23 protein-coding genes and 1 pseudogene are annotated in these 21,996 nt (G+C 62.1%); 11 read left to right on the top strand and 13 right to left on the bottom strand.

Translation table 11 applies throughout. From position 1 onward, the window contains the following. Positions 1-29 precede the first annotated feature (29 nt). From Q0931_RS05585 to Q0931_RS05560, 6 genes are all read right to left on the bottom strand, one after another. On the bottom strand, positions 30-1,505 hold the full coding sequence (locus tag Q0931_RS05585; protein WP_299258095.1) for a YdiU family protein: 1,476 nt from the start codon (positions 1,503-1,505) through the stop codon (positions 30-32). 135 nt (positions 1,506-1,640) lie between these two features. Further along, positions 1,641-2,636, bottom strand: coding sequence for a zinc ABC transporter substrate-binding protein (locus tag Q0931_RS05580; protein WP_299258093.1), 996 nt, complete (start codon positions 2,634-2,636; stop codon positions 1,641-1,643). Between the two features lie 39 nt (positions 2,637-2,675). After that, positions 2,676-3,557, bottom strand: a complete 882-nt coding sequence (locus Q0931_RS05575) for a metal ABC transporter permease (protein ID WP_299258091.1) — start codon at positions 3,555-3,557, stop codon at positions 2,676-2,678. After that, positions 3,554-4,321, bottom strand: coding sequence for an ABC transporter ATP-binding protein (locus Q0931_RS05570; RefSeq protein ID WP_299258089.1), 768 nt, complete (start codon positions 4,319-4,321; stop codon positions 3,554-3,556). The genes Q0931_RS05575 and Q0931_RS05570 overlap by 4 nt, the downstream gene beginning before the upstream one ends. Then, positions 4,318-4,512 carry a hypothetical protein gene (locus tag Q0931_RS05565; protein WP_299258086.1) on the bottom strand — a complete coding sequence of 65 codons (195 nt, stop codon included), beginning with the start codon at positions 4,510-4,512 and terminating at the stop codon, positions 4,318-4,320. The genes Q0931_RS05570 and Q0931_RS05565 overlap by 4 nt, the downstream gene beginning before the upstream one ends. A gap of 145 nt (positions 4,513-4,657) precedes the next feature. Further along, positions 4,658-4,945: a DUF4235 domain-containing protein gene (locus Q0931_RS05560; protein WP_120211736.1), complete on the bottom strand. Its 288-nt coding sequence runs from the start codon at positions 4,943-4,945 to the stop codon at positions 4,658-4,660. 137 nt (positions 4,946-5,082) lie between these two features. Between Q0931_RS05560 and Q0931_RS05555 the strand changes: the two genes are divergently transcribed. Continuing rightward, entirely contained in the window at positions 5,083-5,754 is a 672-nt protein-coding gene (locus Q0931_RS05555) for an alpha/beta fold hydrolase (protein ID WP_299258082.1), read from the top strand. 13 nt (positions 5,755-5,767) lie between these two features. Here Q0931_RS05555 and Q0931_RS05550 read toward each other — a convergent pair. After that, a pseudogene (locus Q0931_RS05550) lies at positions 5,768-6,688 on the bottom strand (LysR family transcriptional regulator). A 107-nt stretch (positions 6,689-6,795) separates the two neighbouring features. Here Q0931_RS05550 and Q0931_RS05545 point away from each other — a divergent pair. From Q0931_RS05545 to Q0931_RS05525, 5 genes are all read left to right on the top strand, one after another. After that, complete coding sequence (locus tag Q0931_RS05545; protein ID WP_299258080.1) at positions 6,796-8,172, top strand: acyclic terpene utilization AtuA family protein; 1,377 nt, start codon at positions 6,796-6,798, stop codon at positions 8,170-8,172. 207 nt (positions 8,173-8,379) lie between these two features. After that, positions 8,380-8,625 (top strand): hypothetical protein, encoded by a 246-nt coding sequence (locus Q0931_RS05540; protein WP_299258078.1) that lies wholly within the window; start codon positions 8,380-8,382, stop codon positions 8,623-8,625. Positions 8,626-8,683: 58 nt separating this feature from the next. After that, on the top strand, positions 8,684-10,030 hold the full coding sequence (locus Q0931_RS05535) for an APC family permease (protein ID WP_299258076.1): 1,347 nt from the start codon (positions 8,684-8,686) through the stop codon (positions 10,028-10,030). An 11-nt stretch (positions 10,031-10,041) separates the two neighbouring features. Then, positions 10,042-10,908, top strand: coding sequence for a nitrilase-related carbon-nitrogen hydrolase (locus tag Q0931_RS05530; protein WP_299258074.1), 867 nt, complete (start codon positions 10,042-10,044; stop codon positions 10,906-10,908). A gap of 105 nt (positions 10,909-11,013) precedes the next feature. Further along, positions 11,014-11,694, top strand: coding sequence for an alpha/beta hydrolase (locus Q0931_RS05525; protein WP_299258072.1), 681 nt, complete (start codon positions 11,014-11,016; stop codon positions 11,692-11,694). Positions 11,695-11,755: 61 nt separating this feature from the next. Here the strand turns inward: Q0931_RS05525 and Q0931_RS05520 are convergent, their stop codons facing one another. The 5 genes from Q0931_RS05520 to Q0931_RS05500 all read right to left on the bottom strand — a co-directional run bounded on the left by Q0931_RS05520 (position 11,756) and on the right by Q0931_RS05500 (position 16,845). After that, positions 11,756-13,216 (bottom strand): sodium:solute symporter family protein, encoded by a 1,461-nt coding sequence (locus Q0931_RS05520; protein ID WP_299258070.1) that lies wholly within the window; start codon positions 13,214-13,216, stop codon positions 11,756-11,758. After that, positions 13,209-13,421: a hypothetical protein gene (locus tag Q0931_RS05515; RefSeq protein ID WP_299258068.1), complete on the bottom strand. Its 213-nt coding sequence runs from the start codon at positions 13,419-13,421 to the stop codon at positions 13,209-13,211. Before Q0931_RS05515 ends, Q0931_RS05520 begins: the two co-directional genes overlap by 8 nt. A 137-nt stretch (positions 13,422-13,558) precedes the next feature. Next, positions 13,559-13,828 (bottom strand): DksA/TraR family C4-type zinc finger protein, encoded by a 270-nt coding sequence (locus Q0931_RS05510; protein WP_299258066.1) that lies wholly within the window; start codon positions 13,826-13,828, stop codon positions 13,559-13,561. Positions 13,829-14,034: 206 nt separating this feature from the next. Next, positions 14,035-15,663 carry a BCCT family transporter gene (locus Q0931_RS05505; RefSeq protein WP_299258064.1) on the bottom strand — a complete coding sequence of 543 codons (1,629 nt, stop codon included), beginning with the start codon at positions 15,661-15,663 and terminating at the stop codon, positions 14,035-14,037. 165 nt (positions 15,664-15,828) lie between these two features. After that, the gene (locus Q0931_RS05500) at positions 15,829-16,845 is read right to left on the bottom strand and encodes a 2OG-Fe(II) oxygenase family protein (protein ID WP_299258062.1); all 1,017 of its coding nucleotides are present in this window, start codon (positions 16,843-16,845) and stop codon (positions 15,829-15,831) included. Positions 16,846-16,965: 120 nt separating this feature from the next. Here Q0931_RS05500 and Q0931_RS05495 point away from each other — a divergent pair, with 120 nt between their 5' ends. After that, positions 16,966-17,862, top strand: a complete 897-nt coding sequence (locus Q0931_RS05495; protein ID WP_299258060.1) for a LysR substrate-binding domain-containing protein — start codon at positions 16,966-16,968, stop codon at positions 17,860-17,862. Positions 17,863-17,914: 52 nt separating this feature from the next. Here Q0931_RS05495 and Q0931_RS05490 read toward each other — a convergent pair whose 3' ends face one another. After that, on the bottom strand, positions 17,915-19,390 hold the full coding sequence (locus Q0931_RS05490) for a PLP-dependent aminotransferase family protein (RefSeq protein WP_299258058.1): 1,476 nt from the start codon (positions 19,388-19,390) through the stop codon (positions 17,915-17,917). Between the two features lie 92 nt (positions 19,391-19,482). Between Q0931_RS05490 and Q0931_RS05485 the strand changes: the two genes are divergently transcribed. Genes Q0931_RS05485 through Q0931_RS05470 form a run of 4 tightly spaced genes read left to right on the top strand, consistent with a single transcriptional unit; the run spans position 19,483 to position 21,941 of the window. Continuing rightward, positions 19,483-19,941 carry a GNAT family N-acetyltransferase gene (locus tag Q0931_RS05485; protein ID WP_299258056.1) on the top strand — a complete coding sequence of 153 codons (459 nt, stop codon included), beginning with the start codon at positions 19,483-19,485 and terminating at the stop codon, positions 19,939-19,941. Beyond that, on the top strand, positions 19,938-20,654 hold the full coding sequence (locus Q0931_RS05480; protein WP_299258054.1) for a GNAT family protein: 717 nt from the start codon (positions 19,938-19,940) through the stop codon (positions 20,652-20,654). Before Q0931_RS05485 ends, Q0931_RS05480 begins: the two co-directional genes overlap by 4 nt. Before the next feature lie 2 nt (positions 20,655-20,656). Beyond that, the gene (locus Q0931_RS05475) at positions 20,657-21,292 is read left to right on the top strand and encodes an FMN-binding negative transcriptional regulator (RefSeq protein WP_299258052.1); all 636 of its coding nucleotides are present in this window, start codon (positions 20,657-20,659) and stop codon (positions 21,290-21,292) included. 46 nt (positions 21,293-21,338) lie between these two features. Then, positions 21,339-21,941, top strand: a complete 603-nt coding sequence (locus Q0931_RS05470) for a glutathione S-transferase family protein (protein WP_299258050.1) — start codon at positions 21,339-21,341, stop codon at positions 21,939-21,941. The last annotated feature ends 55 nt before the right edge of the window (positions 21,942-21,996 follow it).

The following is a 21,996-nucleotide window of genomic DNA, read 5'->3' as shown; positions in this document are numbered from 1 at the left end:
GGGGTATGGCTATCCCGCGACCATGACGCTTACGTGCCGCAGAAGGTGCGAAACACGGCTTCATCCGGCGAGGCCGGCAATGTCCAGGCTTCACGCCCGGGCTGCTCCTCAAACGGATGGGCGAGAATCTCGCGCAGCGTCTCGAAGGGTTCAAAATTACCTTCGGCGGCGGCGCTCAGTGCCTGCTCGACCCGGTGGTTGCGCGGGATATAGAGCGGGTTGACCGCCTGCATGCGCCGGGCAATGTCGTCACCGCCGCCCCCTTCGCGAGCCAGACGGGCACGCCACTGTTCAAGCCAGTTGCGAATGCCGGCGTCCTGTTCAAACAGCGCCAGCAGGGCCGCATCACCGTCTTCACCGCGAGCGCATTCACCGAGCTGTCGAAACGTCAGGGTGAAGTCGGCGCGCCCGATCCGCATGGCCTCCTGCAGCGTCTCGATCAGCTCCTGATCACTCTCCTCGACCTGCACAAGGCCCAGCTTTTGACGCATCACCCCCAGCCAGGCTTGAAGATACTGCTCGGAGAACCCTTGCACGATCTCGGTGGCCTGCTCGATGGCGCGCTGCTCATCAGCATCAAACAGCGGCAGCATCGCCTCGGCCAGACGCGCCATGTTCCACTGCAGAATCACCGGCTGATTGACATAGGCATAGCGCCCACCGGTGTCGATCGAGCTGAAGACGGTCTTCGGGTCATAACGCTCCATGAAAGCGCAGGGTCCGAAGTCGATCGTCTCGCCGGAAATCGAGGTGTTGTCGGTGTTCATGACGCCATGGATGAAGCCCACCCCCATCCAGCGCGCCACCAGTTCGGCCTGGCGCTGCTGGATCGCCTTTAGAAGGTCCAGATAGCGGCCCGGCGCCTCGTTTTCGAGAAGCTCGGGATAGTGGCGCTCGATCACGTGATCGGCCAGAGTGCGCACGGCCTCGGCGTCATGGCGCGAGCCGAAGTATTGAAAGGTGCCGACCCGGATATGACTTGAGGCCACCCGCGTGAGCACCGCACCGGGTTCCGGCATGCGCCGCATGACCCGCTCACCGGTGGTCACGGCCGCCAGCGCGCGCGTGGTGGGGATACCCATGACATGCATGGCTTCACTGATCAGATACTCGCGCAGCACCGGGCCGAGCGGCGCGCGGCCATCACCCCCGCGGGAAAACGGCGTACGCCCCGCGCCCTTGAGCTGAATGTCGCGCAGCACGCCATTACGATCAGTCACCTCACCGAGCAGCACCGCGCGACCATCGCCCAGCCGCGGCGAGAAGCCGCCAAACTGATGGCCGGCGTAGGCCTGGGCGACCGGCTCGGCGCCGGGGGGCAGCTCGTTGCCGGAAAACCAGTCGGTGGCCTGCTGCTCATCGAAGGCGGCCAGATCAAAGCCCAGCGTCTCGGCAAGCTCCCGATTGAAGGCAATCAGCGTGGGGCTTTCAACAGTGACCGGTGTAAAGGGCTCGAAAAAATGGCCCGGCAGACGCGCGTAGCGCAGGGTAAAGGTCGGAAACATGGTGACTCCGGCGGCAGGGGCCGCGTATTGATGAAATGATCCGTCCGGATCAAAAGAGTAGAACATCACAGACGTGAAGGCCCGGCGCTCACAAAGAGGCCGGGCCCTGAACAAGCCGGTACAAAGGCGATGAAGTCAGTCGTTTTGTTTCATGGCCTTCACCATTTGATCGACGTTGAAGCGGAACATGTCGGCGTAGGTCGATGCCGGACCATCGTCCTTTGAGAGTGCCTCCACATACAGCTCGCCGCCGGGCTCGGCCCCTGCGGCATTGGCGATCTGCTCGACCAGCCGTGGGTCGTTGGAGTTTTCAAAGAAGTAGCTCTTGATGTGCTCCTCCTTCATCTGCGTGATGAGCCCTGCCACATCCTTCGCCGAGGCCTCGCTGTCGGTGGTCATGCCCAGCGGCGCCAGAAAGGTCACATGATAGCGGTCGCCCAGGTAGCCAAAGGCGTCATGCGAGGTCAGGATCTTGCGCTTGTCCTCAGGGATGGTACCGAACTGCGTGCTGGCGTAGTCATCCAGCGACTCGAGTTCCTGCTTGTAGGCATCACCGTTGGCACGATACTCGTCGGCACCGTCCGGGTCGGCCTTTGACAGCGCCGTCACGATATTGTCGACCCACACCTCGACATTGACCGGGCTGTTCCAGACGTGCGGATCAGGCCCGTCATGATGATGGTGATGGCCGCCGGCCTCATGACCATGGTCGTCGTGGTCATGGTCGTCGTGGTCATGGCCCTCATGCTCATGACCCTCGTCATGCTCGTGGCTGTCCTCGCCCATCTCGCGGGTATGAATGTTGTCAGAGACCACCACCGGGCTACCCTCAAATCCTGAGGCCTCGATCAACCGCCCCATCCAGCCTTCAAGGCCCAGCCCGCTCATGAACACCACGTCGGCGTCGCGCACCCGGCGTACATCGTTCGGGGTCGGCTCATAGGCGTGCGGATCGCCGTTGGGGCCGATCAGACTCGACACCTCGACCCGGTCACCGCCCACTTCACTGACCACATCGGCCAGCACGGTAAAGGTCGCCACGGCCTTGATATCCGCCGCCTGAGCCACGGCGGCCGACAACGGTGACAGTGCCAGCATTGCGGCCCCGGCCCACCAGACTCTGATCTTCATGCATGCTCCCCGTTGAGAAGTGGAAAACGCCGACCCGGCCTAACCGGCCAGATGCGGTCGAGACAGGCGCTGGCGCACGATGCCCAGCCGCCCGAACAGAAACGACAGCAGATAAATCCCACTGGCCGAGAGCACGATGGTCGGCCCCGAGGCCACGCCGGTATGAAAGGAGATGTTGAGCCCGATAATGCCGGCCAGAAAGGCCACCAGCATGGCACTGAACATCATGCCCGGCAGGCTCACCGCCCAGAAACGCGCGGCCACGGCCGGCAGCATCATCAGCCCCACCGCCATGAGTGTGCCAAGCGACTGAAACCCCGCCACCAGGTTGAGCACCACCAGCAGCAAAAAGAGCACGTGATAGAGGAGGCCTCGCCCGCCGACGGCCCGCAGGAACCCGGGATCAAAGCACTCCATGACCAGCGGACGGTAGATCAGGGCCAGCAACACCAGCGTTAACGACGAGATGCCGGCAATCAGATACAGCGCGTTCTGGTCGATGGCCAGAATGGTGCCAAAGAGCACATGCAACAGATCCACGCTCGAGCCCTTGAGCGACACGATCAACACGCCCGCGGCCAGCGAGGTGAGATAGAAGCTGGCGAAGCTGGCGTCCTCGCGCACCGCCGTCGTGCGGCTGACCAGCCCCGACAGCAGCGCCACCGCCAGCCCCACAATCAGACCGCCCAGCCCCATCGCCGGCAGCGACAGCCCGGCGACCAGAAAGCCGACCGCAGCACCCGGCAGCACGGCGTGGCTCATCGCGTCCCCCACCAGGCTCATGCGACGCAGCATCAGCAGCACACCAACCGGGCCGGAGCCCAGCCCCAGCGCCATGCAGGCCACCAGCGCCCGGCGCATGAAACCAAATTCGACAAAGGGGGCCAGCGTGGCGTCATAGGCCATGGTCACAAGGCTCATGCCTGCTCCTCATGCAGTTCACAGGTGTGGGCATCCTCGATCCACGACTCTTCCATCATGTTGGCCCGACTCAGGTGGTGCGGTTGCAACACCTCTTCGGTCGGCCCCCAGGCGATGGCCTCGCGCGCCATCAACAGCGTCTGCGGGAAGCACTGACGCACCTGGGACATGTCGTGCAGCACGGCAATCACGGTGCGACCGTGCTCATGCCAGTGACGAATCAGGGCCAGCAAATCGCGGGTGGTGCGCTCATCAATGGCGTTGAAGGGCTCGTCCAGCAGGATGACCGGCGCGTCCTGCAGCAGCAGACGGGCGAAGAGCACGCGCTGAAACTGGCCGGAGGAGAGCTCACTGATACGCCGCTGTTCAAAGCCTGCCAGGCCGACCTTGTCCAGGGCATCGAGCGCCCGGGACACATCGCGACGCTTCATGCCGCCAAAAATGCCCAGACGATGCCAGTCCCCCATGGCGACGGTATCAAACACACTCAATGGGAAACTGCGGTCGACCTCAGCGGCTTGAGGCAGGTAGCCATAGCGGCTGGCCGACATGCCGGCGCGGTCGATGCGGCCTTCGGATGCCGCCATGGTGCCGGTCAGCGCCTTGATCAGGGTCGACTTGCCTGCCCCATTGGGGCCGATAATGGCGGTCAGACTCCCGGCCTCGAAACTGCCGGTCACATGGTGGACGGCCGGATGGCGCTGATAGGTAATCGTCAGATTATCAAGATGAATGGGCGCACCCTTGAGGTCATCGCAGCTCATGGGACGGCCACCGCCCAGTGCACCATGGCCCAGAGTCCGACCAGTCCGACGGCCGCCAGCAACAACCGCCAGCCCACCGATGAGGACAGTACCGAGCGTCGGCAGCGGCTTATGACATTGTCATCGCGCACGCGCGAAGCGTTTGGCGAATCATCCCTGGTAGAAGAGTGATGAGAGAGTTGACGAGACACGATGTGATTCCATGACGATACGGTGCCGGGCAAGCAACTGCCCGGCACCTTGGATGTTATAAAGTATCATCACATGTAGTCTACGCCAGCGCAATCACGCAGCACCCCGCGATCGTCTGATGCTGCCAATCAACGCCCGGTGATTCTAGTCTTCTAGTCGCGCCAGTAACCGCTGCCCACGTCGTGATCGGCGGGTACGACGCATGCCCGCCGAGGCTACTTTCCAGCCCACGATGCGGGCAGCACCCACTGCCATGCCGCTGGCCGCCCCCCAAAGGAGTGCCTGGCGCCACTCGACGTCGTCGCGATCGGGATTGATGGGCGGCTCAAAAACGCCATGGCGGAAGGTCTTTTTCATGGCCTGACGCATGGCGATTCCGGTCGCCGCCGCCGTAGCGGTGCCGACGAGGGTCCAGAGGGTTTGAGATTTCATGGCAGTATCCTGTTGATTGATCAGTGACAGCCCTTCAAGCCTGGCCGATCCCGTTTGATGCCACCAGTACCCATGGACAGCGCCACCGCACTCGCGCACCATCCGGTGATCTTCACTAGACCATCTCAGGACATGCCATGACCGAACAGCCCCCCGTCGTCATCGAACCCGAACACACGCCGGCCACTGCCGTGGTTATCATTTTGCATGGCCTTGGGGCCAGTGCCCACGATTTCGACCCGCTCATTCCGGCGCTGTCACTGCCGGACGACCTGGCGGTGCGCTTTGTCTCGCCCAGCGCCCCCATGCTGCCGGTCACCATCAACAACGGCATGACCATGCCGGCCTGGTATGACATCACCAGCATGGCGCTCAATCGCGAGATTGATGAAGCCCAGCTCAAGGCCTCGGCACAACGCATTCATCAATTGATCGATGAGCAGATCGCCAGCGGCATCGACAGCCGGCGCATCGTGCTGGCCGGTTTCTCTCAGGGCGGCGCCGTCGCCTATGAAGCGGCCCTGACCTATCCCGAGCCGCTGGCCGGCGTGCTGGCGATGTCGACCTACTTCGCCACGGCCGACAGCATCAAAACGGATGACGCCAATCGCGGCACACCGATCGAGATTCATCACGGCACTCAGGACCCGGTCGTGGACGAGACGCTCGGCCAACGTGCCGCCGAACGCCTGATCGGCATGGGCTACGACGTGGAATATCGTACCTGGCCGATGGCACACACGATCAGCGCCGATCAGGTACCGGCCATTCGCCAGTGGCTGATCGAACGACTCGGGGAACAGGGCTAATCCGGCAATAGAGTTACTTGAGGCTTTCCAGACGTACGGCCGCCGGGCGCGCGCCCGGCACGCGATCGATGCTTTCCTGCAGCAGGGTCATAAAGGCTTCGATAACAGGCCCTGGCTGAACCGGACGACGCCACAAGCAGCCGAGCTCGCGTGACACACCCTCGACCCGGTACGTGGTGACCTCACTGCCCAGATTGAACACTTCGATGCACGACGCCGGCAGCAGGGTATAGCCAAGCCCTTCTCTCACCATGGCAATGGTGCTGCTCATCTGAGCCAGCTCCCAGCCCGGCACCAGTGACAGGCCTGCCTGCTTGAGCGCCCGGTCTGCCAGTGGACGAGTGCTGGTGTGGGCGGTCAGGGCGATGTAGGGCAGTGCATGCGAGCAGGTCTGCCAGTCCCGGCCAGCGCCCTGGCTTGCTGGGACAACGGCGATGAGCTCGTCCTGCCAGAGCGGCTAAAAATCCAGCGCGCTGTACGCCTTGGGTCGAGACGTCAGGCCAATATCCACGCTCGCATCACATACCCATGTCTGTATGTCTCCCGCCAGACCATCCCGCACGCTGATGTCCACCTGGGGATGGCGCTCACAAAAGCGTGCCATCACCCCGGGCAGCAGGGAAGAGGCCACCGAAGGCAGCACCGCAAGACGCAGATGTCCCTGGCGCAGATGCGCCATGTCCCGGGCGTCCTCCAGCGCCCGGTCCATGTCGGCCAGAATCCGCTGGGCGTGGCCCAGAAAGTGTCGGCCACCCGAGGTCAGCGTCACGCTTCGCGTATCCCGCGTGAACAGGGCGATGCCCAGCAGCGCCTCAAGCTTTCTGATGGACGACGACAGGGCCGGCTGGGAAAGGTGAACGTATTCGGCAGCGCGGGTGAAGCTGCCCAGCTCCGCCACGCTGACAAAGCCCTGCAACTGCCGTCGTGCGAACATGAACTGCTCCATAACCATTGCCGATAGGCTCATAAAATAAAGCAGCTGGTCACGGCAGCGGCACTACACCATGGTCAAAGGCCTCCTGATGAATGGATATGAGGCCCATGACGGATCACTGCCCCGATCAAACGACACTGCACATCGGTTATGGTGCCGGCTTTGCCGGTGATCGCCCGCAGGCGGCGCTGGCGCTGGCCCGGGACCTAGCATCGCGCCACGGGCCGCGCTACCTGGCCCTTGAACTTCTTGCCGAGCGCACGCTGGCCCAGTGTCAGCAAAGGCGTTACGACGACAGCACGTCCGGCTACGCACTTCGACTATTTGACTTCCTTGAACCGATCCTGCCCATCTGTCTGGCAGGCCGAATTCCTGTCATTACCAACGGCGGCGCGGCCCATCCCGTCGCGGCCGCCCGTCGTCTGAGAGGCTGGCTGGATGACCAGGGTTTTCACGACGCCCGCATTGCCTGTGTGCTCGGCGATGACCTTGTCGAGCAGCTGGGTGCCACGCCCGCCCCGGAGTGGCTGCCGGCGAGTGTGGTGCTGGATGACGTGGTGTCCTGCAACGTCTATATCGGCGCCGAGCACATTCAGCAGGCGCTGGAAGAAGGCGCCGATATTGTGCTGTGCGGTCGCGTGGCGGACCCCTCGATGGCCGTCGGCGCCATCCGTCATGGGCTGGGCTGGTCAGCCGAGGACCCCGAGCTGACTGCTATCGCGCTGGCGACCGGCCACCTGCTGGAGTGCTGCACACAGATCACCGGGGGCTATTTTGCCGACCCGATCACCAACCCCGTCCCTGACCCGGCACATCCGGGCTGCCCGATCATCGAGCTGGGGGCAGAGGGTCAACTGATCGTCACCAAAACTGCCGGCACCGGCGGCATGGTCAGTGCTCGCACCGTCAAGGAGCAGCTGCTGTATGAAATTCATGATCCGGCCGCCTACCTGACGCCGGATGGCGTGATGGACGTCAGCCGGGCACAGGTCATCGATCACGGCAACAACCGGGTAGAAGTCCGCGACATTCATGGCCATCCGCCACCGACGATCCTCAAGGGCAACCTGGGGCTCACAGGCCTGTGGTTCGGCGAAGCCGGAATCTCCTATGCCGGCCCTCGCGCCCTGGCCCGAGCGCAACTGGCGCGGGAGATCGTGATGACTCGCGCCGCCGAACTGACCCCGAACCTGGCACCGCGACTGGATATTGTCGGCGTTTACAGCGTGCTCGGCGACGCCGCAGGCGCGGTGATCAGCCAGCGCCCGGAAATCGAGGATGGTGTCGATGACGTTCGCCTTCGTCTGGGGGTGGTGGATCGCGACCGCGGGGCCATTCAGGCGCTGCTTGACGACTTTGAATCCCTCTATACCAACGGTACAGCCGGTGGCGGCGGTATTCGCACCCATCTGGTCGAATCACTGCGCACCGAGGACTTCATGATCGACCGTCACGCCGTTTCCACCTTCCTTGCCTGGTATTAAGGAGCCTCGCCATGTCCTGCGCAGCCAACGCCCTGTCCGCCTCGGTGCTACTGCGGATTACGCTCATGCTCGGGCCGATGACAAGGGCAACCATCTCAATATTGCGGTGTTTGTCTTTCAGCCAGGCCATTACGACTGGCTCGTCGCCATGCTCACCCCTGAACGTGTCGCGGATCACTTTCATGCCCGACGCCCCTCTGCAGTGTCATGCCGCGGCCATTTCAGGTGCGCGCCGGCATGCCGATCGGCGTTCTGGCAGCAGCACTGCTGTCCCTGGGCATGGTGTGTTTGTACCTGCCGGGCAGCCCCTCGGCGCTGACGGGCATCGAGTGGGCCATCTTTGGCGGCTGGATGCTGCTCGGGCTCGCCATGTACGCCTTTGCTCTCAAACGCTACGGCCGCGCGTACAACGATCGCATCATGCAGGACATGTTCACGACCCGTTCCGGGTAACAGGCTGGCAGCATCGGACACCACAACAATCGATAACACCGAACCGTTCGGGGGCTTCATGACTGACACATCCCCCTCATCCAGAACGCTTGAACGTACGCTGAATCTGCCGGGTGTGGTCATTATCGGAGTGGCTTGGGTCACCCCGCTGATCGCGCTGGCGACCATCGGCATCATCATTGAACTCTCCAACGGCACGGCCCCCACGGCGTATCTGATCACGCTGATGGCCATGATCTTCACGGCCTGGAGCTATGGCCGCATGGCGTTGGTGCATTATCAAAGCGCCGGCTCTGCCTATACCTATGTCGGCATGGAAATGGGCCCACGGCTCGGATTTTTGACCGGCTGGCTGATTTTGCTGGATTATTTCTTCATTCCGCTGGTGGTTTGGCTGATCGGGGCGGCGTATCTGGCCGAACAGTTTCCGGCCATCCCTCTCGGGATCTGGATTGTCGCCTTTATCGTGCCCACCACGCTGCTCAACATCATCGGTATTCAGGTGGCCGCGAAAGCGAACTATCTGCTGGTGGCCTTTCAGCTGCTGGTGATCGTGATCCTTGCAGTGCTGAGTCTGGCCCATTTTGCCGGCCACGAGACCGGTGCCACGCTGCTGTCACCCTTTTTCAATCAGGGCACCACGTTTGCCGCACTGGCCACGGCGGCGGTGGCGGCCTACTCCTTCATCGGCTTTGACGGCCTGACGCTTCTGACCGAGGAGACCCATGACCCGCGTCGCACCATCCCTCGGGCGATGCTGATCGTGGTGGCCTTTTTCGGCCTCCTGTTTGTCAGCGTGGCCTGGGTGGCCCAGCTGATCCATCCCGGCACGACGTTTGCCAACGTCGATTCCGCCGCCCTGGAGCTGGCACGCCTGGTCGGTGGCAACCTGTTCGCCGCCGTGTTGCTGGCCGGGCTGATCATCGGGCAGTTCGCCTGTGGGCTGGCCATACAGGCCGGGGCCTCGCGCCTTCTCTTTACCATGGACCGGGACGGGGTGCTGCCGAAATCGCTGAGTTATCTGTCGCCGCGCTATAAACCCCCGGTAGTCGGCATCGTTTTAATCGGTCTGACCGGCTTGGTCGGGCTTTTCATGGACGTCACCACCTCGGCATCATTTATCAATTTCGGGGCTTTCAGCGCCTTCATTCTGGTCAATCTCAGCACCATCATGCACTACCGGCGCCATCGCCCGAGCCATGGCGTCGGCGCAATACTCGGCTGGGTGGTGTTGCCGCTGGCCGGTGCCATCGTCAACTTCTATCTGCTGATGAGTCTGGACATCGATGCCCGCCTCATCGGCGGCATCTGGCTGGCGCTGGGCGTGCTCTGGCTGGCCGTACTGACACGCGGCTTTCGTCAGCCCCCACCGCGCATGCAGCTTGAACAGGCCGATCAACTCTAGGAGTGACGATCATGACAACCTCCCTTCTGCAGGTGGCGCTGGCGCAGTTTGCGCCCGTCGTCAACGATGCCCGGGCCAACCTGACGCGCATGATGGAAACCATGGAGCAGCATCGCGAGGCGGATCTGGTGGTCTTTCCGGAGCTTTTCCTGGGCGGCTATACCACGCGTACGCCCGACATGCATGCCATCGACGCCCGGCACCCGATGCTGCAGGAACTGCGTGATCACGCCAGACAGTGCGGTCTCGCCATCATTTTTGGCGCCGCCGAGCACTATCGTGGCGGCATCGCCAATTCCGCCTTCTGCATCGATCGCCATGGCGAGCTGGCCGGCATCTATCGCAAGACGCATCTGTTCGGCGCTGAACTTGAGGCCTTCGTTGCCGGTGATGAACTGATCACCGTCGAACTCGACGGGCACCGCCTGGGGCTGATGATCTGCTTCGACATGGAGTTTCCTGAGGTGGCCCGCGCCCTGTCACAGGCAGGTGCCAAAGCGCTGGTGACGATCTCCGCCAACATGACGCCCTTTGGCATGGACCACCATCTGTTTGCCATGGCGCGCGCCATCGAGAACACCCGCGCTCATGTCTACGTCAATCAGACAGGCACCGGTGAGGCCTTCGAATTCACCGGCGGCTCGATGATCGTCTCGGTGGACGGCGAGATGACTGCCGTGGCCGGCGAGCACGACACCGTGACGCAGGCACCACTGCTGCTGACCGATCGCAGCGCACAGCGCCCGGATTACCCTCAGCTCAGGCGGGGGCGCTGCCAGTACGTCGGGCCAGTCAAAATGATGCCCCGGGGCCAGCCTCATGAGTCGATTACAGGGGACGCCGGCATGACAGATGCCATACCTGCCATGCCGGCGTGATTAACCAGCGTGCCTTTCGGGCTGATCGCCTTTTACGGCACGGATATGAGACCGCTCCGGCGTCATCCTTGAGACATCGCTTCCACAGTCTCTCAAGGTGTCGACATGTCCTTTGCCCAGTCCTCGATCATCGAACCCGCCAGCGGCCGCCCGGCGGATGCCTGCGTTATCTTCCTGCACGGTCAGGGTGGCAGCGGCTATGACTTCGAACCGCTGTTTCATGCGCTCGCCCTGCCGGCCGGCAGCAATGTGCGCTTCGTGCTGCCCGGCGCCCCGATGCGTCAGCTCGAATGTCGCCAAGGGGCACGCGCCAGTGCCTGGTATGACGCCGCACCGGGGGAGAACGCCGGCGGTCATGCCCAGCAGCAGATGGTGGATGCCGTGCATCAGGTCGAGATGCGCATCGAAAGCGCACTGGCCGAGGGCATTGATGCCAGTCGCATTATTCTGGGCGGGTTTGGTCAGGGGGCCGATATCGCCGCGCAGACCGCGCTGGGCTATCGCAAGGGTCTGGGCGGGCTGATGATGCTTTCCACGGCGCTGGGCACGATGCCTTCCAATACCCATGATGCCAACCGTCACCTGCTGATCACCATGCACCACGGTCGCCAGGACCCGGTCGTGGGCGAAGCCTCGGCACGTCAGCGCGCGGATGCCTTTACTCGCATGGGTTACAGCGTCGACTATCACGCCCACGCCATGGGCAACGAGTTCTGCGCCGATGAACTCTCCCAGCTGCGCGCCTGGCTGGTCACGCGCCTGATCCGGACACGTCTGGTCGCCTGATGGCCCGCCTCGGATAACCCCGCACCTGATAAAAAACGCCGCCCATTGGGCGGCGTTGTCATTACCGGGATCTGCTGTGCTGACGGTTGGCAATCTGCATGAACCGTGCGCCGTCACGAGGCGGCCGGGTCACCAGACTGGCCCCAAGATACAGGATCGTGGCCATCGGCAGCCCCCAGAGCCCCGCCGGCAGTCCCAGCGGCTTGATGCCGGTGACAAAGCTTGCCAGCACCAGCGCCCCTGCACCGACAATGCTCACCAGCGCGCCGGTCGCCGTTCCACGGCGCCAGAAAAAGGCCCCCACGATAGCCGGCACGGCCACCACCAGCCCGCTGGATGACGCCACCGACAGCACCGCGATCAGATCAAGGCGCAGCTCGGCAAAGCCCAGCGCGATCAGCGCAATCACGGGCATCACCCATTTACCCAGTTTGAGCTGAGCCTGTTCGCTGCCTTTTGAAGATGACCGCAGATCGCGTGCAATCATCGATGCCAGCGTCAGCATAATCGAATCAATGGTCGATACCGCCGCGGCCAGGATGCCCACCATCACGATCACCCCCAGCACGGGCGGCACATGGCTGGAGGCCAGAAGCGTCGGCGTGGCCAGATCGGCGCTTTCAAGCGAGGGGAAGGCGACCAGCGCCGAAAACCCCCACAGCACCGACACCAGCGTGTAGATAAAGCCGAACACCAGAAAGCCCAGCAGCATACGCCGCATTGCGGAGAGATCCTTCGGCATGAACAGGCGCTGGCTGACCTGAGGGTTGGACAGGCTGAAAAAGAACCACGGCAGGGTCAGCCCCAGAAAGTTGATCAGGCTGAACACACCGTTGCCCGGCACCACCAGCGACTGCGGATGCGCACGGGCCAGCCGATCGAAGAGGACACCAAACCCGCCCAGCTCATGAACCACCAGCAGCGCGACCAGCGTTGAGGCCACAATCATGAACAGCGCTTGGAGAGAATCGGTCCAGGCCACCGAGCGCATGCCGGCAATCCGCGAGAAAAGAATCGCCAGCAGCGTGGCCACCACCACGCCGGTGGTAAACGACACCGCCCCGCCGCTCATGCCGGAGAGCAGATAGCCGACGCCTGCCAGCTGCACCGAAGCATAAGGGATCAGAAACAGGCAGCTGGTCAGCGCCACCGCCACCGCGACGCCGCGACTTTCATAGCGATGGCCGAGCATCTCACCGGGCGTCACGAAACCGAAGTGGCGGCCCACCGCCCAGAAGCGCGGCCCAAAGATCGCCACCAGCGATACCCCGGCAAAATAGAGGATCTCGAAGCCCAGCGCGCCCACGCCGCCGGCATAGGTCAGCCCGGCAAGCCCCACCATCATGAAGGCACTGTAGGTCGTGGCGCTGTAGCTCAACGCCGAGACCATCCCGCCCATCTGACGGCTGCCCAGAAAGTAATCGGCCATGCCGGTGCCCTGCCCCTGCCGCGAGCGCCAGGCGACGATCAGGGACACCACCAGATAAAGTGCCACGGCGCTCCAGATCAGCGACTCACTCATGACCGGCGCCCTCATTATCTCTCTGGGCAGGAGCATTGAACTGGCGTGTGGCCAGTACATTGAGCACGATGACCATGAGTCCCAGCACGCACCAGAGCAGAAAGCTGCCATACCAGGCCTGTACCCTTGAAAGCAGCGTAAAGGGCAACACAATGGCTGGAATTACCGATAGCCATACCACTCCGATCCAGCGCGCCGTGGTCATTTTCGCCTTGCTCCCGGGATTAATAGAGGGCCGCCAGCATAGCGCGCCTGACTTATGCTCGAAATAAGCAAATAGCGTGAAATGTGAAAAAAAACCGGGCCCGCCAGCCAGGCCCGGTTTTTTGAAAGCACCCGGGATCAGCGCAGCTGGCTGTCCTTGCTGCCGCGACGATTGAAGCCCGAGGTCCGACTCGTGTGGCGGTCCTCCTCGGCCTGGCAGTTCACGCATAGCCGCACGCCCGGCACCAGCTCGCGCCGGCGCTCGGGAATGGGCGCCTCGCAAGCTTCACAGTACATCAGGCTCTCACCCTTGTTTTGCAGATGACTGCGCGCCCGTGCGACCCCCTCTTCCACGGTATCGTCGATTTGATCCTGTACTGCGCCATCTCGTGTCCAGCCACCGGCCATGATGCCCCTCCTGATGCTGAAAAACCGAGCATTGAAGACTGTGCGATGCCCGGGCCAGCAACGGCCCGAATCATGCGTTTCTCATGACCATTAGCATAGACCGGTTTCGGTCCGTTCGGCAGTTCCCCGGAAGCGCGCGTCGCGATGTCCGCATACTCTCTCGCTCGACTGTTTGCGACGCGCTCCGGAACCATGCCCCGATACGCTCAGCGCTCGGTCGTCTCAGCGCCGGTATTGTCCCAGTCTCCCTTGTCGGTCCAGGGATCATGACGCGGAAATTCTTCGATGCTGATCTCGGGATCGCTGTAATCCGGTTGATAGCGCAGATCATATTTGGCCGCCCGCACGAAGGAGACCATCAAAAGCACCGCAATCGGCAGCAGCGGCACCCCGCCGACCACGCTAGCTGTCTGCAGCGTTTCCAGACCGCCCAGCCACATCAGTACTGCCGGCAGAATCGACAGCGAGATCGCCCAGAACAGGCGGTTCCAGCGCATCGGCTCGCCGCCTTCCATTTGTGTTTCGACAGCGGCGGCCAGTATGTAGGACGTGGAATCGAAGCTCGTGGCGGTAAACAAAACGGCCAGCACGGTGAAGGCGGCAATGGCGACCCAGGCCATGGGCAGCTCATGGAGTACGGCAAACATGGCCGCCGTCGGCCCCTGGTCATTGAGAATCGAGACGGCGTCCAGCTGGCCGGTCATCTGCATATAGAGGCCGAAGTTGCCCAGGGTAATAAAGAAGGCCGCACAGCCGAGACTGCCAAAAAAGATACCTCCAGCGACCATCTGACGAACGGTGCGCCCGCGTGAAATGCGTGCGACAAAAAACCCCATGGTAGGTGAGAACACCAGCCACCAGGCCCAATAGAACATGGTCCAGTCCTGTGGGAAACTGGAATCGGGAAATCCGTCAATGCCGCCAAAGGGTTCGGTCCAGGTGGCCATACGGATCAGGTTGGACAGCATGCGCCCGATGGCATCCAGGCCGGTATTGGCCATGAACAGCGTCGGCCCGAGCACGAACACGAAAATCAGCAGGCCAATGGCCAGCCACAGATTGATGTCGGACAGGATCTTGATGCCTTTCTTGAGCCCCGACCAGGCGCTCCAGCCAAAAATGGCGGTACAGACCAGCAATACAATCAGCTGTGGCCCGATCCCCAGCGGCACATCGAACATCTGATGAGCGCCTTCGTTGATCAGCGGGGCTGCCAGCCCCAGCGTAGTCGCGGTGCCGGCCATCAGACCGAAGATGAACAGGATATCGATCAGCTTGCCCAGCCAGCCGTTGGCCAGCCTTTCACCCAACACCGGCAGCATCGCCTGGCTGACCTTGAGGACGCTGCGCTTGCGTACATGTAGAAAATAGGCCATCGGCAGCGAGGGGATCAGGTAGATTGACCAGGTGACGATCCCCCAGTGAAAAATACCGTAGGTCGAGGCCCAGCGCGCCGCCTCGTTCGACATGGGTTCGACTTCAAACGGCGGGCTCTGGATGTAATACATCCATTCGATTACCGACCAGTAGAGGATGCTGGCCCCGATGCCGCCACAAAAGAGCATGGCCGCCCACGACCAGGTCCGAAACTCGGCGCGCTCATCGGCATCTCCCAGCTTGATCTGCCCCAAGTTGCTGAAAATGACATACACCATGAAACCCATGGCGACCACACCCAGCAGCAGGTAAAGCACGCCGAGCTGCTCGGTGACGAAGTTCTTTGCCGCCAGTACCCAGCGGGCCCCGGCCTCGGGAAAGAGCACAAGTGGTACGGCCACGATCAGCAGCAGCACGAAGGCACCAATAAAGGTCGGCCAGTCGATACGTTTCGACATCAGGCAAACTCCTGTTTATGTTATATGGGATTACCTACAGCAGGCGTTGCACCATGCTGGTCACCGTTAATCCGCCCTGTGGCGACAGGACGTTTTTCAATTACCTCGCCTGACGCCACACCCTTGCCTGCAGCCGCCAACCAAAAGCGTGCCCCTAGTCCCTGATTACGGCATGCGGGTCGAAAAGCGCTCCAGCCCCTGAAACTCGACGAATTCCAGCATCCGCGCCCATAGCCGGTCGCCGTAAACATAGCCGCTCTCACCAGCCCCATCCGGTGTTTCGATCAAGGCATCGACCGCCGGCTCGAAAAAGAACGGAATCGAGTGGCGCGAGCGGGTGCCGCCCACAATGCGATGTTCGGTTGCCTGAATACGCCCACCGGACCAGTCCGCCAGCAGCCGACCAAAGTTGACCACCAGTGCATTCTCACGCGGCGGCACTTCCTCCCAGCTACCGCCCGGCGTGCGTACCTGCAGCCCGCCGACCTGATCCTGCCACAGTAGCGTAATGAAGCCATTGTCAAAGTGCGGCACACCGACCAGCCAGCGCCGCGAACCGCCTTCACCATCGATCGCCGGCATCGCCTCGAGCGTCCCGGACGGACGCTCCGGATAGTGAATCAAGCGTAATGTGGAGTTGCCGGCCTCAAAGGGGGTGAGCATTGTCTCTTTCGAAATGCCAAGCCCTTCAGCCAGTGCCTCGGCGATCTGGCGGCCGAGGCGCTCCATCGCCACGTAATAGTTCGAGATATCCGCCGACCAGCCGGGCAACTGTGCTTCTGACGGTCTCGGTGTCGATTCGCGTAGTGGATCGTGACCTATCACATTACGCTCTGCAGAGAGGGCCCGCTCGGGATGAGCAATGTCCGGCCCCAGATCGATGCCCTCCTTCCAGGTCGGGTCTTCACTCTGCGGGGGGAAATAGCCGCGATAGATGTTGTGATTGGCAGGCACAAACTTGTGACGCGCCAGGTCGTGTTTGACATCCGCTTCCAGAGTGAAAAAACGCAGCAGCCGAGCATGGATGTCGTCCGGTAGATCGAGCCTGGCCGGTGTCACACCAACGGTCATGAAGCCGGAGTGGCAGGCCGCATCCGTAATGGCGTCGATGACCCCGGCCCGCGCTCCATCGCTTTCAAACAGCGGCGTCAGATCGATATGGGGAATCAGCGTCTGCGTCATGACATCACTCCAGCGTTCAGCGAATAAAGCATCGCCGGTTGGCGATGCCAGAGGATTGAACGAATTTAGGGATGCCCTATCCTGCGCAGAATAAAACCATCAGTAAAACGAGTCATTTCAATGACAGCCATCGGCTATACCGATACTTCAAACCTGGCGGCACTGGACAGCGATCTGCTGATGGCCTTTGTCACGGTCGCCGAAAGCGGCGGATTTACCGCGGCAGCAAAGCATCTGCACAGGACCCAGTCGACCATCAGTCTGCGTATTCGTACGCTGGAATCGCGACTGGCAACCGTGCTTATCGAGCGCAACAGTCGTCTGGTGCAACTGACCAGCGACGGTGAAACTTTCTTGGTCTATGCCCGCCGACTGTTACAGCTTCAACAGGAAGCGGTCGCGGCGTTGGGCCGGTCGCGTCCCATGACACTGCGCTTCGGGCTGCCCGAGGATTATGCCGACGCCTGGCTGACGGCGCTTCTGGCACGCTTCGGGGCACAACATCCGCAGGTACAGGTCCACATTCACTGTCGCATGTCGACGGAGCTGCTGGAGCAGTTCGAGCGCGGCTTTCTGGATATTGTTTTGGCCGTACGGCACACGCCCGAGAGCAGCGGCCGAGCGATCGCCACCGAAGACGTGGTATGGGCCGCTCATCAGGATTTCAGGCTCGCCCCCACCCGGCCCATCCCTCTGGCGCTGTTTCCCGAACAGTGCATCTACCGCCGCCGCGCCCTTACGGCCCTTGCAGGCATGGGCCGCGACTGGCGGATCGATGCCACCAGCCAGAGCCCCAGCGGGCTACGCGTGATCGTCAACCAGGCTCGAACGGTCACGCTGGTGGATAGACGCTGGCTTCCCGAGGGATGGCAGATTCTGGGCGAGGATGAAGGGCTACCGCCCATGCCACCTGCAACCCTTGAAGTGCATCGGTCACCGAGTCTGACCCACCCGGCCTTTGGCGACTTCATCACGCTGATCGAGAGTATTTTGACCGAGCGTGAGCGACCAGGCTGATACCAATTCAGGCATGCGGCAAACGGTTTGGCGTGACAAAGGTGCTCACCGGCTAGCTACTACGCTGTTTGCACCATGCCCGCGCCAGCCAGTCACCGGCTCGGGCAATGTCCTGCTCATGACTTCCAGCATAGCCCAGGACCAGCCCGGCCTGCGCAGGTGGCCCTGTAAAATAGCGTGACAACGGCGAGAGCTGGATGCCCTGGGCGCGACCGGCCGCCACCAGTGTCTGCTCGCAGGCCACACTCTCGAGCCCGGCCAGCAGATGCATACCGGCGTGCCCATCCGAGAGCGTCAGCCCCTTATCAACGGCCGGTGCCAGCGCCCGGCGCAGTGCTGCCTGTCTGGAGCGATAGGCCCGACGCATGCGCGCCACATGTCGGGAAAAATGCCCCTGCTCGATAAATTCGGCGAGTGCGGCCTGCACCGCATACTGCCCCTCCCGGTTGATCCGGGCATTGGCCCGCTGGAAGGGTTCCACCAGCGCTTCAGGCAGCACCAGATAGCCGAGCCGCAGCCCCGGATAGAGTACCTTGCTGAACGTCCCCACATAGATGACCGGCGCCTGATCCATCAGCCCCTGAAGCGAGGCCAGCGGCGGCGAGCTGTAGCGAAACTCGCTGTCGTAATCATCCTCGATGATCCAGCTGCCCTGCGCACGCGCCGTTTCCAGCAGCGCCAGTCGCCGCGACAGGCTCAGCGTTACCCCCCTGGGGTACTGATGCGACGGCGTCACGTAGATCAGCTTCGGCGGCGCCCCCTGAGGGGCACGCTCGATATCGATGCCCTCGGCATCGACAGGCACCGGCACCAGCGATAACCCTGCCGCTTTCAGGGCCACCTGTGCGCCAACATAGCCGGGCTCTTCGATCCAGGCGCCGTCACCGGGATCGGTCAGCATCCGCGCGATCAGCTCAAATCCCTGCTGTGCGCCCTGGGTGATCAGAATCTGTTCAGGCGTACAGCGCACCGAGCGCGACAGCCGGAGATAGTCATACAGTGCCGTCTTCAACGCTTTAACGCCGCCGCCACTCTGGTAGGCCAGCCACGACTCGGGGGCACGCTGCTGATGACGGCGCAGCAGGCGCTGCCACTGCTCGCGCGGAAAGAGATCCAGCGCCGGGATGCCGGGGGCAAAGGCGCGATGATGTCCGCCCGACAGGGCACAGTCCGCCAGCAGGTCATCACCGCGTCTGGAGAGCTGCCTCTTTTGTGGGGCAATCGGTGCCTGATGAATCGCCTCGGCCAGCGCCAGCCGCGCCACGAACAGCCCCGCTCCCGGTCGGGACACGACAAACCCTTCAGCAGCCAGTCGATCCAGCGCCGAAAGCGCCGTATTGCGAGCAATGGAAAGTTCGCGTGCCAGTTGCCGGGACGACGGCAGCGCCTCGCCCGCGGCCAGCTCTCCGGATTCGATCCAGCCGCGCAGGGCGACATAAAGCTGTTGTCCCAGCCCCTGATCGCGATGACTCGTCAAACGGATGGCGAGCGCTTCGCTCACCCAGGCAGTGCGTGCAAGCCGGCTCAACCGGTTCTCCTGATTTTTCTGAAACTGGCCCTTATGGAAGAACCAGTATGCGGTCACGATGATCGAACGTCATCACCTGCCTGGAGCGATCTATGCCCCCTGTTCGAACGGCCACCCTTTCGGATCTCGATGCCCTGACCACCCTGCTGGACGGTTATCGTGTGTTCTATCAGCAGCAAAGCGATGAAGCGGCCTGTCGCGGCTTTCTTCAGGAGCGCCTTGAGCGCGGCGACGCCTATCTGCTGGTTCACGACGCCGGCCACGGCACGGACGCTTTCGTGCAGCTCTACCCGGTGCTCTCAACGGTGAGTCTTGCCCCGCGCTGGCTGCTCAATGACCTGTTCGTGGCCCCGCCGGCGCGCGGCCGCGGCATTGGCCGGGCACTGATGCAGGCCGCCGCGAATCTGGCCCACGAACACGGCGTGGCGGCGCTAATGCTGCGCACCCAGACCCACAACCATGCCGCAAAAGCGCTGTATGAATCGCTGGGGTGGGAGAAAAACGAGGCCTTCGATACCTACCTGCTCTCCGTACCGGGATCAACGTCATGACGAACCCTTCACCATCAGCTACTCCGACAGGCCCCCTGATCCATGACTGGCAACCGCCGTCGCTGCCGGGTCACGACACGCTGAGCGGGCGCTACTGCCGGGTGGCGCCGCTGAATGTGGCGACACAGGGCGAAGCGCTGTTCAACGCCTGGCAGAAGGATGACGCCTCGCGCTGGGTCTATCTCGGCGGGCGTCCCTTCCATGATCGAAACAGCTGTCTTGAGTGGCTGACCCGTCAGGCCACCTCCCGCGATCCACTCTTCATGATGCTCATTGATCAGGACCATGATCAGGCGCTGGGCGTGGCCGCATGGCTCAACATGACCCCTGCCCACGGCACGATCGAGCTGGGCCATTTGAGCTTCTCTACACGAATGGCGTGCACCCGCATGGCCACCGAGGCACTGCATCTTTTGATTGATCACGCCTTCACGCTGGGCTATCGCCGCGTGGAATGGAAGTGCGACGCGCTCAACGCACCGTCACGACGCGCCGCCGAGCGGCTCGGCTTTCGCCTTGAGGGCCTTTTCCGCCAGCATCGCGTGGTGTGCGGACGCAATCGCGATACGGCCTGGTTCTCATTGCTTGATCACGAATGGCCGCTTATCGCGGATGCGCACAGGCAGTGGCTGGCACCGGATAATTTCGATGCCCACGGCGCTCAGCGACAGGCGCTGTCTCAAATGATGATCGCCAACCGGGGAGACACCTGATCATGTATCTCCCCCGCCACTTTCAAATGACCAGCCTTGAAGCGCAGCATGCCCTGATGGCGCGCTACCCTTTCGCCACGCTCGTGACCGTCTCAAGCGCCGGGCTCGATGCCAATCCACTACCGCTTCTATTCAATGCCCAACGTGGCCACCACGGTGTACTTGAAGGTCATATCGCCCGTGCCAACCCGCTCTGGAAAACGCCACCGACACAGGCCATGGCGCTGTTCCATGGGCCCGACAGCTACATTACACCGAGCTGGTATCCTGCCAAACGCGAGCATGGTCGGGTGGTACCCACCTGGCATTACCTGAGCGTCCAGGCACACGGTACGCTTCGGTTTATCGAAGGCCCCGACTGGCTGCGCTCGCATGTCGCCGAGCTGACCGACCGGTTTGAGTGCGAACAAACCACGCCCTGGTCGATCAACGACGCGCCGGCGGATTACATCGATGGCATGTGTCGGGCGATCGTGGGCATCGAGTTTCACATTGAGCGGCTGACCGGCAAACACAAGGCCGCGCAGCACAAGGATGAGGCCACACGGCGCGCAGTGTGTGACGCACTGAAAGAGAAAGGCATGGTCGAGCAGGAGGCCGCTTGGTTAAGCGGCGCGCTCTTTACCAGATCCAGATAATGTTTCATTCGGACAGCCATTCCGGCCACAGAACACAGGAGATGTCATGTACCGCGTCTACGGCGATCAGCACTCAGGCAATTGCTATAAGGTAAAATTGGTCATGCGCCATTTGTCTCTACCTTATCAATGGACCGAGATGTCCGTTTTGAATGGGGAGACCCGAACACCGGCATTCTTGCAGCGCAACCCGAACGGAAAGATCCCCGTGCTGGAGATGGAAGATGGCACCTGTCTGGCGGAATCGAATGCCATCATCTGTTTTCTGGCTGATGGCAGCGAGCTGATCCCGACGACACGACTGGAACGTGCCCGCATGCTTCAGTGGCTATTTTTTGAGCAGTATAGTCACGAGCCTTCCGTAGCCTCGGCGCGGTTTATCGTGCGCTATCTGAACACACCGGATGAACGACGCCAGGACCTGGCTGATCGACAACGTGAAGGGCACGCGGCTCTTACCGTCATGGAGCAGCAGCTGACAGAAACCTCTTTCATGACAGGAGATCATTTTACGCTGGCCGATATCGCCCTGTACGCCTACACCCATGTGGCCCATGAAGGGGGTTTTGATCTCTCCGGCTATCCCGCCATTGATGCCTGGCTGACACGAGTCGCGGCACAACCCGGTCATGTCGCCATGCTGGACTGAGATAGCCTGACAAAGGGAGATCACGCACCATGCGACCTTCTTGATGTCCGAATCG

It is taken from the genome of uncultured Kushneria sp., assembly GCF_947497025.1.
GTDB lineage: Bacteria > Pseudomonadota > Gammaproteobacteria > Pseudomonadales > Halomonadaceae > Kushneria.
This window is presented reverse-complemented; position numbering and strand designations above follow the sequence as displayed.